Source organism: Cellulomonas dongxiuzhuiae (assembly GCF_018623035.1).
GTDB classification, from domain to species: Bacteria; Actinomycetota; Actinomycetes; order Actinomycetales; family Cellulomonadaceae; genus Cellulomonas; species Cellulomonas dongxiuzhuiae.
The window spans coordinates 3,880,738-3,895,273 of the sequence record NZ_CP076023.1; the positions used below are offsets into that span (position 1 = coordinate 3,880,738).

General features: G+C 73.2%; 12 protein-coding genes. 1 reads left to right on the plus strand and 11 read right to left on the minus strand.

Annotation, left to right across the window (positions count from 1 at the left end; genetic code table 11):
• The first annotated feature begins 235 nt into the window (after nucleotides 1-235).
• Nucleotides 236-2,389 carry a cellulase family glycosylhydrolase gene (locus tag KKR89_RS17595; RefSeq protein WP_208196601.1) on the plus strand — a complete coding sequence of 718 codons (2,154 nt, stop codon included), beginning with the start codon at nucleotides 236-238 and terminating at the stop codon, nucleotides 2,387-2,389.
• 21 nt (nucleotides 2,390-2,410) lie between these two features.
• Here KKR89_RS17595 and KKR89_RS17600 read toward each other — a convergent pair whose 3' ends face one another.
• The 11 genes from KKR89_RS17600 to KKR89_RS17650 form a co-directional block, all read right to left on the minus strand.
• Nucleotides 2,411-3,700 (minus strand): glycoside hydrolase family 3 N-terminal domain-containing protein, encoded by a 1,290-nt coding sequence (locus KKR89_RS17600; RefSeq protein ID WP_208196602.1) that lies wholly within the window; start codon nucleotides 3,698-3,700, stop codon nucleotides 2,411-2,413.
• Nucleotides 3,701-4,096: 396 nt separating this feature from the next.
• The gene (locus tag KKR89_RS17605) at nucleotides 4,097-5,386 is read right to left on the minus strand and encodes an MFS transporter (protein WP_208196603.1); all 1,290 of its coding nucleotides are present in this window, start codon (nucleotides 5,384-5,386) and stop codon (nucleotides 4,097-4,099) included.
• A 171-nt stretch (nucleotides 5,387-5,557) separates the two neighbouring features.
• Nucleotides 5,558-7,870 carry an endo-1,4-beta-xylanase gene (locus tag KKR89_RS17610; protein WP_208196604.1) on the minus strand — a complete coding sequence of 771 codons (2,313 nt, stop codon included), beginning with the start codon at nucleotides 7,868-7,870 and terminating at the stop codon, nucleotides 5,558-5,560.
• Between the two features lie 291 nt (nucleotides 7,871-8,161).
• A complete protein-coding gene (locus tag KKR89_RS17615; RefSeq protein ID WP_208196605.1) occupies nucleotides 8,162-8,560 on the minus strand; it encodes a RidA family protein in 399 nt (132 codons plus the stop codon).
• A complete protein-coding gene (locus KKR89_RS17620) occupies nucleotides 8,557-9,426 on the minus strand; it encodes a fumarylacetoacetate hydrolase family protein (RefSeq protein WP_208196606.1) in 870 nt (289 codons plus the stop codon). The genes KKR89_RS17615 and KKR89_RS17620 overlap by 4 nt, the downstream gene beginning before the upstream one ends.
• A gap of 59 nt (nucleotides 9,427-9,485) precedes the next feature.
• The gene (locus KKR89_RS17625) at nucleotides 9,486-10,298 is read right to left on the minus strand and encodes an ABC transporter permease (RefSeq protein ID WP_208196607.1); all 813 of its coding nucleotides are present in this window, start codon (nucleotides 10,296-10,298) and stop codon (nucleotides 9,486-9,488) included.
• Complete coding sequence (locus KKR89_RS17630; protein WP_208196608.1) at nucleotides 10,295-11,086, minus strand: ABC transporter ATP-binding protein; 792 nt, start codon at nucleotides 11,084-11,086, stop codon at nucleotides 10,295-10,297. Before KKR89_RS17630 ends, KKR89_RS17625 begins: the two co-directional genes overlap by 4 nt.
• Nucleotides 11,083-11,889 (minus strand): ABC transporter permease, encoded by an 807-nt coding sequence (locus KKR89_RS17635; protein WP_214765636.1) that lies wholly within the window; start codon nucleotides 11,887-11,889, stop codon nucleotides 11,083-11,085. Before KKR89_RS17635 ends, KKR89_RS17630 begins: the two co-directional genes overlap by 4 nt.
• A complete protein-coding gene (locus KKR89_RS17640; RefSeq protein ID WP_208196610.1) occupies nucleotides 11,886-12,941 on the minus strand; it encodes an ABC transporter substrate-binding protein in 1,056 nt (351 codons plus the stop codon). Before KKR89_RS17640 ends, KKR89_RS17635 begins: the two co-directional genes overlap by 4 nt.
• 70 nt (nucleotides 12,942-13,011) lie before the next feature.
• Nucleotides 13,012-13,632: a DUF1989 domain-containing protein gene (locus tag KKR89_RS17645; protein WP_208196611.1), complete on the minus strand. Its 621-nt coding sequence runs from the start codon at nucleotides 13,630-13,632 to the stop codon at nucleotides 13,012-13,014.
• A gap of 87 nt (nucleotides 13,633-13,719) precedes the next feature.
• On the minus strand, nucleotides 13,720-14,358 hold the full coding sequence (locus KKR89_RS17650; RefSeq protein ID WP_243882966.1) for a GntR family transcriptional regulator: 639 nt from the start codon (nucleotides 14,356-14,358) through the stop codon (nucleotides 13,720-13,722).
• Between the last annotated feature and the right edge of the window lie 178 nt (nucleotides 14,359-14,536).

A 14,536-nucleotide genomic window follows, 5' to 3' on the forward strand; every position in this document is an offset into this window, starting at 1 on the left:
TGCGGCACCCGCGCGGGACGAGCAGCCGCGGGGACTCTACCCGTTCCGCCCGGGTCGCGTCGGGGGTTTTCGACGTCTTTGTCACGGCCTCCTGGCCACCACGAACCACGGCGAATCGTTTTGCGCGATCCGCGCGGACCGCGCCGTCTGGGACCGTCGACCTCGTCCGTGGAACGTTCCCACGCAGTCGCCCGGGATCCGGGCGCGGCCCACGACGACCCGACGAGGAGTCCCGGTGACCACTCCCGCACGGCACGGACGCATCCGCAGGCTCTGGGCACCGGTCGTCGTCGCACTCGTCGCACTGGTCGGCGGGCTCCTACCGGCGGTGGGGGCGCAGGGCGCGGCCGGGTGCCGCGTCGAGTACACGGTGCCGTCGCAGTGGCCCGGTGGCTTCACGGCCGACGTGACGGTGACCAACCTGGGCGACGCCCTCGACGGCTGGCGGCTGGCGTGGACGTTCCCGTCGGGGCAGCGCGTCACGCAGTCCTGGAACGCCACGACCAGCACGTCCGGCGGGCAGGTGGTCGCGACGAACGCGGCGTACAACGCCCGCGTGGCGAGCGGCGGCTCGGTCTCGTTCGGCTTCCTCGGCTCCTGGACCGGCAGCAACGCGGCCCCGACGACGTTCACGCTCGACGGCGTGACGTGCACGGGGCAGGTCGGTGGCTCGCCGTCGGCGACCCCGTCCCCCACCGCGTCGCCGACGCCGGTCGTCACACCGTCGCCCACGCCCGACGTCACGACGTCGCCCGGGCCCACCCCGTCGACGTCACCGCGCCCGACCCCGTCCTCGGAGCCGGCCGACGCCATGGCGACCGTCGCCGCCATGCAGCCCGGCTGGAACCTCGGCAACACGCTCGACGCCATCCCGGACGAGACCGCCTGGGGCAACCCGCTGACCACCCGCGAGCTGCTGCACCACGTCCGCTCCGAGGGCTACAACAGCATCCGCATCCCCGTGACGTGGACGGACCACGTCGGCCCGGCCCCCGACCACACGATCGACCCGGTCTGGCTCGCGCGGGTCGAGCAGGTCGTCGACTGGTCCCTCGACGAGGGCTTCTACGTGATGCTCAACCTGCACCACGACTCCTGGCAGTGGGCCGACGACTACCCGACCGACCGCGAGGCGGTCCTCACCCGGTACCGCGCGCTGTGGGACCAGATCGCCGTCACGTTCCGCGACCGCTCCTCGCGGCTCGTCCTCGAGAGCCTGAACGAGCCGCAGTTCGCGGGCGCCACGGACGAGCAGGGCGACGTCCTCGTGCAGGAGCTCAACACCGACTTCGTCGAGCGCGTGCGCGCCACGGGCGGCGGCAACGCGACACGCCTGCTCATCCTGCCGACGCTGCACACCAGCAGCGAGCAGCCCCGCCTCGACGCGCTCGCCGAGACGATCGAGCAGCTCGACGACCCGAACCTCGCCGCCACCGTGCACTTCTACGGGTGGTGGCCGTTCAGCGTGAACATCGCCGGCGGCACCCGGTACAGCACCGAGGTCGAGCAGGACCTGATCGGCTCGTTCGACCGCGTGACGGACACGTTCGTCGAGCGCGGCGTGCCCGTCGTGATCGGCGAGTGGGCGCTGCTGGCCTGGGACCACACCCGGCCCGGGATCATCCAGCGCGGCGAGTTCCTCAAGTACCTCGAGGCCGTCGGGTACCACGCCCGCACCCGCGGACTGACGACGATGGTCTGGGACGCCGGGCAGTTCCTCGACCGCAACGCGCTGACCTGGCGCGACGAGGGCGTGCACGACATGATGCGCGCGAGCTGGACGGAGCGCTCCGGCACCGCGTCGTCGGACCGGGTGTACCTGCCGGGCAGCGGCTCGATCACCGCGAGGTCGCTCACCCTGAACCCCAACGGCACCACGTTCCGGGGGTTGTGGCACGACGGCACGGAGCTGGTGCGGGGCACGGACTACACCGTCGACGGCGACCGGCTGACCCTGACGGGGTCCGCGTTGACCCGGCTGGCGGGCGAGCGCGGGTACGGCGTCGCGACGACGGTCGAAGCGCGCTTCTCCCAGGGCGTGCCGTGGGCGATCGACGTCATCGCCGCGGACGTCCCGGTCCTCGGCGCCGCGACCGGCACCACCACGTCCTTCGCCATCCCCGCACAGCTCCGGGGCGACCAGCTGGCGACCATGGAGGCACGCTACGACGACGGCTCGAACGCGGGCCCGCCGTCGTGGACGTCGTACAAGGAGTTCTGGAGCAGCTTCCGGCCCGACCCCGCGACGGGGACGATCCTGCTCACGCCGGAGTTCTTCGCCGAGGTGGCCGACGGGCGCGTCACGCTCACCTTCCACTTCTGGAGCGGTGAGCAGGTCACCTACACGATCACCCGCACCGGCACGACGGTCGTCGGCGTCCCGGAGTGACGCGGTGCCGGACCAGACCGCTCACGGGACGGCGGTCGGTCCCGCGAGCGTCGGGCGGGCGACGTCGACGCACGACATCGCCACCGTGTCCCCGCCCGCGAGCGCCGTGACCCGAGCGGCCGCCTCCGAGAGCCGCTGCTCGGGGAGCCGCCCGCTCCGGACCGCCTCGACGAGCGCGTCACGCATCCGCACGGCCTGGCGCCCGTCCGTCGTCAGGACGGCGTCCGCGCCCGCCGCGACCGCCTCGACGGCGGCTGCCGGGAAGTCCCACCGCAGGTTCACCGCGCCCATCCCGACGGAGTCGGTGATCGCGACCCCCTCGAAGCCCATGTCACGCAGCAGCGCGTAGGCGCGCGGGCTCAGCGACGCGGGCCGGTCGGGGTCGAGGGCCGCGTACTGCAGGTGGTTGAGCATGATCACCGGCGCACCGGCGTCGATCGCGCGCTGGAAGGGCAGCAGGTCCGTCGCCATCAGCTCGTCGAGCCCGGCGGTCACGAGCGAGGACGTCGCGTGCGAGTCGACGGTCGAGCGCCCGTGCCCCGGGAAGTGCTTCATCGTGGGCCGGACGCCCGCGTCGGTGAGGCCCTGGGCGTACGCGAGCCCGTAGTCGGCGGCCGTGGCGGGGTCGGCGCTGAACGACCGGTCGCCGATGACTCCCCCGGCCGGGCCGTCGTCGAGGTCGAGGACGGGCGCGAGGTCGAGGTCGACGCCGACCGACGCGAGCGCCGCGCCCGTGGCGGCGGCACGCTGGCGCACCACCTCGGGGGTCTCACGCTCCGCCATCCGCCGCGGCGACGGCCCCGCGCCGACGACGCCGCGCATGAGCGCGACCCGGCCCGACTCCTCGTCGGTCGACACGAGCAGGGGCCGGCCCGCGGCGGCGCGCAGCCCTGCCGACAGCGTCGCCACCTGCTGCGCGGTCCCGACGTTCGACTCGGACAGGAACACGCCGCCGACGCCGAGCGCGACGACCTCTCGCGCGAGCGGCTCCGTGGCGGTGCGCACATCCGGCAGTCCGACGACGAGCGTCGCCGCGGCGCGCTGCTCCAGCGGCGCGGGGACGCACGTGGGCGAGGGCGTCGGGGTCGGCGTCGGGGTACGGGCTGCCGCCCGCATCGTCGGACGCGCGACGCCCTCGTCCTGCGTGTCGTCGAGAGCGACCGAGGTGAGGGCGCCCGCACCGAGGCAGACGACCGCGAGACCGGCGAGCGCCACGCCACGGGCGCGCGACGCGCGCGGTGAGCGGCGCGCGTGTCGCGGCGCGGCGTCGCCGGCACCCTCGGAGGGTGCGGCGGGCGGTGGGGGCGTCACCTCGGCAGGCTATGTCGGGCCGCGGGCGACGGCCTCCCGAGTCGTCGCTGGGGCGCCCGGACGTGAGCGGCGACACCCGAGGAGGTGACGTCGGTGAGCTCGCGCGGGCGTCAGCCCGCGGTGCCGCGGGTGCGGACCCGTCCCCGCGGGGGTCGCTCCGCGCGGGACGTCCGGCTCTCCGGGGGCGCCCGGTCCGCGGCGCGGTGCGGCAGCGCGGACGTCACCGCGCCACCCACCAGCAGGACGCCGGCGGCGATGCCGGTCGTGATGCGGCTCGCCTGGACGAGCGCCTGCTCGGCCTCGGTGTCGGCGTCGGCGCTCGCTGGGTCGGCCCCGAGCGCAGGGATCCCGGCACCGGCCGAGTCGTGGAGGCGAGGACCAGCGAGTAGATGGCGTTCACGCGGTGTCGGGAGAATCCAGCACACCGTCGGGAGTCGCGACCGCGGTCGCACGACGTCCCGCGCGCAGGCCGAACCCGGCGCAGATCCCGAGCACGCCTGCCGCAGCGGCGGGCCAGAAGACGTGCGGGAGCGACCCCGCGAGAGCGCCGCCGGCCGCCGCTCCCCCGGAGACGCCGAGCACCAGCGCCGTGGCCGGCAGCGCCATCGTCGACGCGACGAGCCCCGGCGGCGCCACCTGCTCGGCGCGCGCGTAGCCGCTGACGAGCAGCGTCCCGGCACCGACCCCGAGGACGACCGCCCACGCGGCCGCGCCCCAGGGGCCGGGCAGCGCGGCGAGCCCCAGCGCGCCGACGAGAACCGCCACACCGCCGGCGACCACGCGCGCGGCGATGCTCCCGCGACGGACCCGCCGGGACAGGGCGAGGCTCGCGATCCCGCTGCCGACCCCGGCGCAGGCGTACACCAGGCCGGTGAGCTCCTCGGTGCCGCGCGTGGCGTTCACGGCCGTGAGCCCGGTCTGCGTCGCGCCGAACGCGACGCCGACCGCGAGGCACGCGAGCATCGGCGCCAGGAGCGGGCGCAGGTCGAGCCGCGCGACGGCCTGCGCCGTCCCGACGGCCGTGCGGGTGCGCCGCGGCCAGGCGGCGCGGTCCGTCCACAGGTACGCGGCGAAGGCGCCCTGCCCCACGACGGCAAGGCCGACGAGGACCCACAGCGCCGGCACCGGGCCGAGCAGCGCCACCAGCAGCCCGGCGGCCACGGGCCCGACGACGAACCCGAGCTCGTCGGCGGCCACCTCGTAGCCCAGTGCGCGGCGGACCAGGTCCGGCCCACCGCTGCGCCGGGCCAGGTGCGACCAGCGGGAGCGGGCGATCGACCCGACCTGCGGGTTCGCCGCCCCGACGACCGCAGCGCACAGCAGCAGGAGCCACGGCGCGGCGTCCTGCGTGGTCGCCATGAGGACCGCCAGCAGGCCGGTGACCTGCACGGCGGTCGCCGCGGTGACGACGGGCAGCGGCCCCCAGCGGTCGACGCCGCGCCCCACGAGCGGGGCGCCGACGGCGGTGCCGATGCCGACGGCCGCCACCGTGGCGCCGCCGAGCGCGACGCCGAGGCCGGACGAGGCCACGAACATCAGCAGGCCCAGCTGGATCATCGAGGACGGGATGCGCCCGGCCAGGGCGGTGACGAGGAAGGGCAGGCCGCCGGCGGCAGGCAACGAGAGGCGGGCCGCGGGGGCGCCGCTGGGCGCGTGCGCGCGCGAGGGCGCGAACTGGTACGTCAAGGTGGGTGCTCCGGGGGTGCGTCGAGGACCCGTGCGCCCCACCCCACACACGGAAGACTGCCCCTGAGCTGATACCAGGGTACGACGGCTCCGGGACTGCGTCCCGGGGGCACGTCGTGAGCGGCCAGCCGGTGCACCGGCGGGAGGACCCCGCCGGTGCACCGCTCTGCCTCAGCCGCAGGAGGCGCCCGCGTGGCCGGCCTGGTAGCTCGTCAGCGCCGGCTGCCAGCTGACCACCGTCGCACCCGTGACCCGCAGGTTCCCCGCGGCCACGCTCGCACCCGGCGCGGTCCAGGTCCGCTCGAACGACGCCCCCGGCATGAGCAGGCGGCCCGAGACCGACCACCAGGGCGTCGCCGCGGCGACGAGCACCGGCACGCGCTCGTCGTTGCGGACGTGCACGGTGACGCGCGGGCGGCCGGCGACGCACTCGGCGGTGGCCGACACGGTCAGCGAGACCTCCCGCGGCGTGCCCGGCAGCACGCTCGGTGTGACCGGCACCGACACCGCGGACGGCTCGGAGTCGCCCGCCGCGTTCGTCGCGACCACCGTGAACGTGTACGCCCGGCCGTTCGTCAGGCCCGTGACCTGGCAGGACGCGCCGTCTGTCGTGCACGTCGCGCCGCCCGGTGCGGCGGTGACGGTCGACACCGTGACGGGGCTGCCGCCGTCGTCGGCCGGGGGCGTCCAGGACACCGTCGCGGAGCCGTGCCCGGCGACCGCGGAGACGGCCGTCGGCGCCGCGGGGGCGCTCGCCGGCGGGACGACCGCGGCCGGCCACGTCACCAGGACCTCGTCACCGGCGTCGGAGACCTTCTCGACCTTGATCGTGTTGACCGAGAACGCGTTGCCGCCCCCGCCCCCGCGGATGCCGATGTTGCCGATGAGGCCATCGGCGGGCTGGTCGCCGTCGAGCGTGATCTGCGTGACCAGGTCGTAGCTGCCCATGTTGACCATGCCGCTGTTGAAGTACGCGGGGATGTGCGTGGCGACCTCGCCGGCGGCGTACGGGTGGGCGTTGACCGCGGCCCCGTCGGCGCTGGTGTAGCCGCCGTTGGTGTTGTCCCTGACCCAGCGGACGCGGATCGCCGTCGTGCCCTTGGCGGTGTAGTTCACGGTCACGCGGTAGGTCGCGCCCGGCTCGGGGCGGAAGGCCACCTCGCCGTCGTCGGTCGTGGACCACGGCCACGCCTCGGCGTCGTCGCCCAGGACGATGTTGGCGCCGCTCCAGGAGTCGCCGGCCGACGTGTCGAACACGTGCACGCCGGGCACGGGCGGACGCTCCTCGCCGCCGGAGGTGTCGATGTACTCGTGCGTCGCGAGGAACTGCTCCGGGTACAGGATGCCGAGCAGCGCGAGCTTGGCGTGGCCGTCGTAGTCGTAGGGCATGGCGAACTCGCCGCCCTTCCAGCCGGTGGCGACGTCCCGCACGCCCGCGAGCTTCACGGCGGTGACGACGTGGGGGTTGCTCGTCGTGTTGGCGGGGCCTGCGGCGTAGTCGCGGTAGACCGAGAACAGCTCGGCGTACTTCATGCCCTGGTTGTTCTCGTTCTCGGGCGTCAGCTCGCCCGGCGGCAGGGCGATGTCCATCTCGGTCACGTTGACCTCGACGTTGCCGAGGGTCGCGAAGAGACGGATGTTCTCCTCGACGGCCGTCACGTCGGTGGCCAGGTTGTAGTGGCCCTGCATGCCGATGACCTCGATGAGCGGCTTGCCACCCGGGCGCAGGTCGGCGTGGCGCGCGTTGATGTCCTTGACCATCTCGTAGACGACGCGCGCCTTGGCCGGGGAGTCCAGGCCGAAGTCGTTGTACACGAGCTTGACGTCCCAGCCGTTGGCGTCGACGACCTCGGCCGCCTTGAGGAACGCGAGCTCGACCCAGTCGGCGCCCAGCGCCTGGTACCAGCCCTCGCCCTTGGCCAGCGAGCCGCGCCAGTCGGCCGGGTTCGCGGTGCCGACGGCCTCGTTCACGACGTCGATCGCGACCAGGCGCTCACCGAAGTGCCCGAGGACGGCCTCGATGTGGGTGTTGAGGTTCTCCAGGGCCACGGCGCTGTCGAACGTGCCGGGCTGGTCGAACCGGGCGGGGGGCGCGTCCCACATCCACGTCGGCGTCTGGGAGTGCCACGCCAGGGTGTGCCCGTACATGGCGAGGTCGGGGTTGCGGGTCGTGTACCGCGCGAACGCCGCCTCGGCCGGGTCGAAGGTGAAGACGCCCTTGTCCCGCTGCGTGCTCTCGGGCTTCATCTCGTTGCCCGGCGTGTAGGAGGCGTAGTTGTAGACCAGGCCGTCGACCTCGCCGGCACCGAAGATGCCGAACGAGAAGTGGTCCTCGTAGACGTCCTTCATCGCCGGGTAGTGCTCGAACGTCTGCCCGCTGGGCGGGAGCGCGGGCTCGGCGGCCGCGGCCGCCGGGTGGGCGGGTCCGAGCGCGGCGAGGCAGAGCAGTCCCGCGAGCGCCGTGGCGAGTGCGGGCCGCGTCACCCCCCTCGCCCTGCGGGCGCCGCGGAACGGGGCCACCCTTCCGTTCGCGCTGACGTCCGGTCGCGAAGCCGACATGGGGTCCCTCCAGGGGGCTCCCCCGGCGCGCCGTTGCGCCGGGGGGTCGAGTTTGGCAAACGTTCTCTGCGAGAACTTGCTCGAACCTAGCCGGGTGGAGGCCGGGTGTGTCAAGGCGCGTGGACGACGAGACGGGGGTTCCGCAGCGCGGGACGTGAGGGCGGACGCCCTGCGGACCCCGCGCCGGTCACCACCGCCGCGAGGTCCGCCCCGGCCTCAGGCGTGGGCGATCGCCTCGATCTCGACGCGCAGGTCCGGCCGGACGAGGCGCTGGATCACGAGCAGCGTGTTCGCGGGGTAGTCACCCTCCGGGTACAGCGTCGGGAACAGCGCCTCCCGGGCGGCGTAGAACCGGGGGATGTCGTCCGCGGAGACCAGGTAGGTCGTGAACTTCATGACGCTGCCCAGGCCCAGGCCCTCCGACTCCAGGGCGACCCGCAGGTTCTCGAACGTCAGACGCACCTGTTCGGCGAGGTCCTCGGGGACGTCGCCGTCCGCCGTCATCCCGACCTGGCCGGCGATCGTCACGACGTCCCCCGCGCGGGCCACGTGCGAGTAGGCACCGAGCGGTGCGGGGAGCGTCGTCGGGTTGGTGCGCGTCACGGTCGTGCTCATCGGGTTCCTCCAGTGGTGGTGCGGCAGGTGTTGACGAGGGTGCCGATCCCCTCGATCTCCAGCTCCATGACGTCACCGTCGGCCAGCCGCACGGGCGGCGTGCGGAAGGCGCCGACGCCGAGCGGCGTCCCCGTCGCGATGAGGTCACCGGGCTGGAGCGTGAAGCTGCGGGACAGCACCGAGATGATCTCCGCGACCGAGAAGATCATCTGCTTCGTGCTCGAGTCCTGCATCGCGACCCCGTTCACCCGCGCCCGGACGGCGAGGTCCTGCGGGTCGGGGACCGAGGCGGCCGGGACGACGACCGGCCCGACCGGGCAGAAGGTGTCGAGGCTCTTCGACCGGACCCACTGCTGCTCGACCTTCTGGATGTCGCGCGCCGTGACGTCATTGACGATCGTGTACCCGAAGACGTGGTCGAGCGCCGTCTCCGGCGACACGTCACGGGCCGCCGCGCCGATGACGACCCCGAGCTCGACCTCCCAGTCGACGGCGTCGGTGACGGTCGTGTCCCAGACGACGTCCGCACCGTGCCCGGCGAGGCTGGACGGGTGCTTGGCGAACACGACCGGTGCCGTCGGCGGCTCGACACCGAACTCGCGGCAGTGGTCGGCGTAGTTGAGGCCGATCGCCACGATCATGCCGGGCGCGGTGACCGCCGGTGCCAGGGGGGCGTCCGGGAAGCCGGGAGTCCCGCGGGTCGCCAGGGCGTGCTGGATGCGCGGGAGCCAGTCCGCGTCCGCGCGGACGAGCGCGTCCAGCGTCCGCGGGGCGCCCGGCAGGGCGTCGGGCACGTCGACCCAGCGGGAGGCGTCGGCGGCGAAGAGGGTCGGCCCCGCTGCGGTGGCGAGGTGTCCGAGCTGCATGGAGGTGCTCCTTGGTGTGTCGGTGGCGAAGTCGGTGTCGTGCCGGCGCCGAGCCGGCCTCAGCGTCTCGTCCAGGCCAGGGCGCGGCGTTCGGCCGTCCCCAGCAGCAGCGCGTCGACCACCCGCATGACGACGATGAACACGAGGGCGGTGGCGACCATGTCGTCGTAGCGCAGGAGCCGGAAGGCGGTGTAGATCTGCGACCCGATGCCGAGCGGCTGGCTCATGGCCTCGACGAGGACGACGATCTTCCAGCTGAAGGCGAACGACGTCCGCGCCGCGACGAGCAGCGCCGGTGCCACCTGCCGCACGAGGACCTGCGTGACGTACTGCAGCGGCGAGAACCGGTAGACGCGGGCCAGCTCGTCGAGCTGCACGTCGCGCGCCCGGACGCCGCTGTGCACGACGGTCACCGCGAACGGCACGACCGCGAGCGTCAGCGCGACGATCCCCGAGGACTCCTCGGTGCCCAGCACGAGGATCGCGAAGATGACGTAGACCGGGTCCGGGACGGCGAGCGCGATGACCACGATCGGCCGGAAGAACGCCTCGACGATGCGGTTGTAGCCCATCGCGATGCCGAGCACGGAGCCGATGACGGTCGCACCCACGAACGCGATCGCGATCCGGTAGAGCGTGATCCCGGCGTTGCTCAGCGTCGCGGGGTCGGTGACGACGCCGGGCAGCGAGCCGAGGATCGCCCCGATCGACGGCACCCAGCCACCCGACAGGAACGCCGTGAGCTCCCACGCCGCCGCGAGCAGGACGAGCGCGACGAGCGACGGCAGGCCCGTCGGGCCGCCGGCCCGGCGACCGCGCCGGGGTGGCGAGGCGATCCCGGTCACCGCCCCGGGTGGCGCCACGACCGTCATGCCGAGGCCTCGGCCGGGACGTCGGTCCACAGGTCGACGACGCGCGCGACGATCGCCGCCTCGATCGCGGCGAGGGTGGCGTCCTCGTACGCCCGGGGGCGCGGGACGTCCACGGTCACGGTCTCCAGGACCCGGGCGGGGCCGGGCGTGAGGATGAGGATCCGGTCCGCGAGGAAGACCGCCTCCCGGACCGAGTGCGTCACGAAGAGCACCGGGGTCGGGCGCAGCGCGAACAGGTCACCGAGCTGCTGACGCATCTGCCGGGCCGTGACCTCGTCGAGCGTGGAGAACGGCTCGTCCATGAGGACGACCGCGGGGTCGATGGCGAGGGCGCGCGCGATCGAGACGCGCTGGCGCTGGCCCCCGGAGAGGCGCAGCGGCCAGGCGTCGCGGTGCGCCTCGACCCGGAGCATGCGCAGGTACCGGTCGATCCGCTCGGGCCACTGGTCGCGCGGCACGCCCGCGGCCGAGAGCACGATCTCGAGGTTCTGCGCGACCGTGCGCCACGGCAGCAGGCGGTGGTCCTGGAACACGTAGCCGATCCGCGGCGCGGCACCTGCGGTGCTCGTCACGTCGCGCCCGGCGATCGTCGCGGTCCCGGCGGCCGGGGCCAGAAGGCCGCTCAGCACCTGCAGCAGCGTCGACTTGCCGCAGCCGCTGGGACCCAGGACGGCGACGAACTCGGAGGGCCCCACCTCCAGGTCCACGTCGCTGACGGCGAGCCGCTGCCCGTCGTAGCTCACGGCGAGGTCCTTGACCTCGATGTACGGGGATGTCGATGTCGTCATGAGCGGTCTCCACGCCAACGCAGGGCGAACTTCTCGAGAGGCCGGAGGACGAGGTACTCCGAGCCGAGCAGCAGGACGATGAACGTGATGAGCCACAGGACGAGCTCGTCGATGAGGAAGCGGTCGAAGGCCTGCGTGAACCGGTGCCCCACGCCGCTGTTGACCGCGAAGATCTCCGCGAGGACGACGACGCGCCAGGCGTGGGCGTACTCGTTGCGCACCGAGGACATCGCGTAGGGCACGAGGTGCGGGAGCAGCACGTGGCGGACCGAGCGCACCGTCCCGAACCGGTAGACCGACGCCATGTCGGCGAGCTGGTGGCCCATCGCGGCGAGGCCCTGACGCAGGCTGATCGCGACGAACGGGAAGCAGGCGACGGCGACGACGAGGAAGACCCCGGCCTCCGAGCGCTTGAACACCATGAGCGCGAGCAGCGCGACCAGCACGCTCGGCAGCCCGAGGGCCAGGTCGACGTAACGACTCACCACGCGCGCCCAGAACCCGCCGCGGACGATCACCCACGCCGCCACGGCCCCGAGGGCGACCGCGGTGGCCAGAGCCAGGACCACGCGGACGGCGCTCGCCCCGATGTCGCCCCAGATGCCGGACGCCAGGAAGGCGGGGTAGGCGGCGAGGGTCTCACCGATCGGCGGGATGAACCTCGTGCGCTCGCTCCCCCACCACCACAGCACCGCGAACGCGGCCAGCCCGAGTGCACCGGCCACCGCGGTGGTGGGGTGCCGGCCGGCACCCCACCACCGCGGCCGCGGCCCTGCCTCGAGGACCGCTGCCGGGGAGGTCACGGCAGGAGTTCCTCGAGGATGACGGCGATCGGCTGCTCGGCGACCTCCTCGATGAGGAGGTCGTTCTCCGCCATGAGCGCGAGCCAGTCGTCGAGCTGCTCGACGTCGTCCTGCGTGAAGTCGTCGAGGTAGCAGGGCAGGTCGGCGCAGTAGGTGATGAAGGCCTCGAGCTCCTCGTCGCTGCCTGCGGCGATCCACTCCTTGTACGGCTCCTGCGCGAAGAGCTCGTAGTCCGTCGCCTCGATCTCCGCGACGGCCTCCTTCCAGGCCGCGAGGACACCCTTGGCGGTCTCCGGGTTCTCCTCGAGCCACGCACGGCTCGCCGCGAGGTTCGTGAGGTACGGCGACCAGCCTTCGTTCACGTCGGCCCAGGCCTTCGCCGGCTCGAAGACGTAGCGGCCGGGTGCGTCGAGGACCGCACGGAGCGCGAGCGGCTCGTAGTCGACGATCGCCTCGACCTCGCCGCTCGCCAGCAGCTCGGGCAGGGCAGCCGGACCTGCCTCGCGCAGGTCGTAGTCGGTGAAGAAGTCGATGCCGTAGAGCTCCTTGAGCATGAGCGCGATGACGGTGGTGGTGCCGCTGTCGACACCGAAGTGCCCGACCTTCAGCCCGACGAGGTCCTCGGGCGTCTGGTAGGGCGAGTCCTCCCGCACGACCATGCTCATCATCGTGTTGAGCGACGGGTAGAAGACGACGGTGTCGTAGCCCTGAGCCTGGGCGAGGGTCATCGTCACGCCGTCCTGCTCGACGGCCACGTCGGCACCCCCGATGAGCAGGTTCGTCGCTGCGGCGTCGGGGTCGACCTCGACCACCTCGGCGCGGAAGCCGTGCTTCTCGTCGAGGCCCATCTCCTGGATGACGACGACGGGCACGCCGGCCGGGTCGGCCGGGAACGCCTGGAACCGGACGACGGGGAGGTCGTCCTCCTCGCTCGTGCCCGGCCCCGCGGCCGCCCCCTCCGGCGAGCCGCCGGAGCAGGCCGCCAGGGCGGCGGCGACCAGGAACAGGCCGGCGGTCCCGAGTGCGCCCGGGCGGGTCAGTCTGCTGCTCATCGTGTCCTCTTTCGTCGCGGGGGAAGGACTACTGACGGCCGGGCGCCCTGCTCGGTCCACGAGCGTGCGGTCAGGGCGTACCGGGGTGGACGGACACCCTCAGGGGGGTCGGGTTGAAGCCCGTGCAGGGGTTGTTCTCCTGGGGGCAGTTGGAGATGGCGACGAGGAGGTCGCGCTCGGCCCGCAGGGTCATGTGGTCGCCCGGCCCCGACGGCGGCTCGTGGTCGATCGAGACGGTGCCGTCGGGCTCGACGAGGTAGCGCAGGAAGATGTTGAAGCACATCGGGATGTCGGACCGGGCGAGACCCCACGGGCGGACCGCGTCCTCGAAGTTCTCCATGCAGCCGCGCGCGGCCTGGCTCTCCCCGTAGCGGACGACGTCGAGCGCGTAGGAGCAGGAGCCGCAGATCACGTCGTTCACACCGACGGTGTCCTCGACGATCGTCATCATCGGCCGGGCCTTGTCGGAGTACAGGACGTGGCCGGTGCTCACGTAGATCGTGCCGTTGAGCTTGGCGGTGTGGGCCGCCCAGAACTTCTCGCGGAGGTCCGTGAGGTCGTAGCAGACGAGGTCGACCGCCTGGGAGCCCTCGAGGTCCTCGATGCGCAGCAGCTCACCGGCGCGCAGCTCGGCCGCCCAGTGGCCGCGCGCGGGGATCACGTCCTCGCGGGACGGCTTGGTATATTGCATACCGTGGATCGTAGTTCGCTCATGTTTCGCAGAGCAACAGTTCCTTGTAACGATCGGTTGAACGGCGGACCGGGCGCCGGGCGGCCGTCAGTCGGTCGACTCGTAGGCCTCGACCGCGCGGAGGGTGGAGCGCAGGTGCTCCGTCTGGCGCTCGACTGCGGCCTCGGGGTCACGGTCCCGGAACGCCTGCAGCAGCGCCCGGTGCTCCTCGTTCGCCTCGCGCATCCCGAGACCGCCGGCGCGCAGGGCCAGGGCGACCTGGACCGCGGACGCGTCCCGCAGGCCGCCGATCATCGAACGCAGGAGCCGCGACTCGACCGTCGTCATGAGCACGGCGTGGAACTGGCGGTTGAGCTCCGTCCACTCGCCGACGTCGGTGGTGGCGTCCATCGCGTCGCACAGCGCCTCGGCACGTTCGAGGTCGGCAGCCGTGCAGCTCCCGACCGCCGACCGGGTCGCCATCTCCTCGAGCACGATGCGGATCTCGTACGTCTCGCGCGCCCCGGCGAGCGTGGGGGTGTGGACCACGGCGGTCCGGTAGGCGTCGAAGTCCACGAGTCCCTCGCCGACCAGGTCACGGATCGCCTCGCGCACCGGCGTCCGGCTGGTCCCCAGCTGTTCGGCGATGTCCGTCAGCACCAGCGGGGTGCCGGGCGCGAGCTCGCCGCTGAGGATCGCGTGGCGGAGCTCCTCACGGACCGCCTCATGGGCCGTACGACGCGTCAACCCCGACAGGCGCCCGCGCTGGGTACTCGAGCCCGTTGTCCGTGAAGAGACCATGGAACAACGATATTCCGTATACCGGGCCCCGCGCCCCGCGCCCGTCGTGAGGGTGATCACCGTCAGGGCCACGGCGCGGCGTCCGCGTGGGCGAGGACCGGGACCACACATGGTTGATGGCACA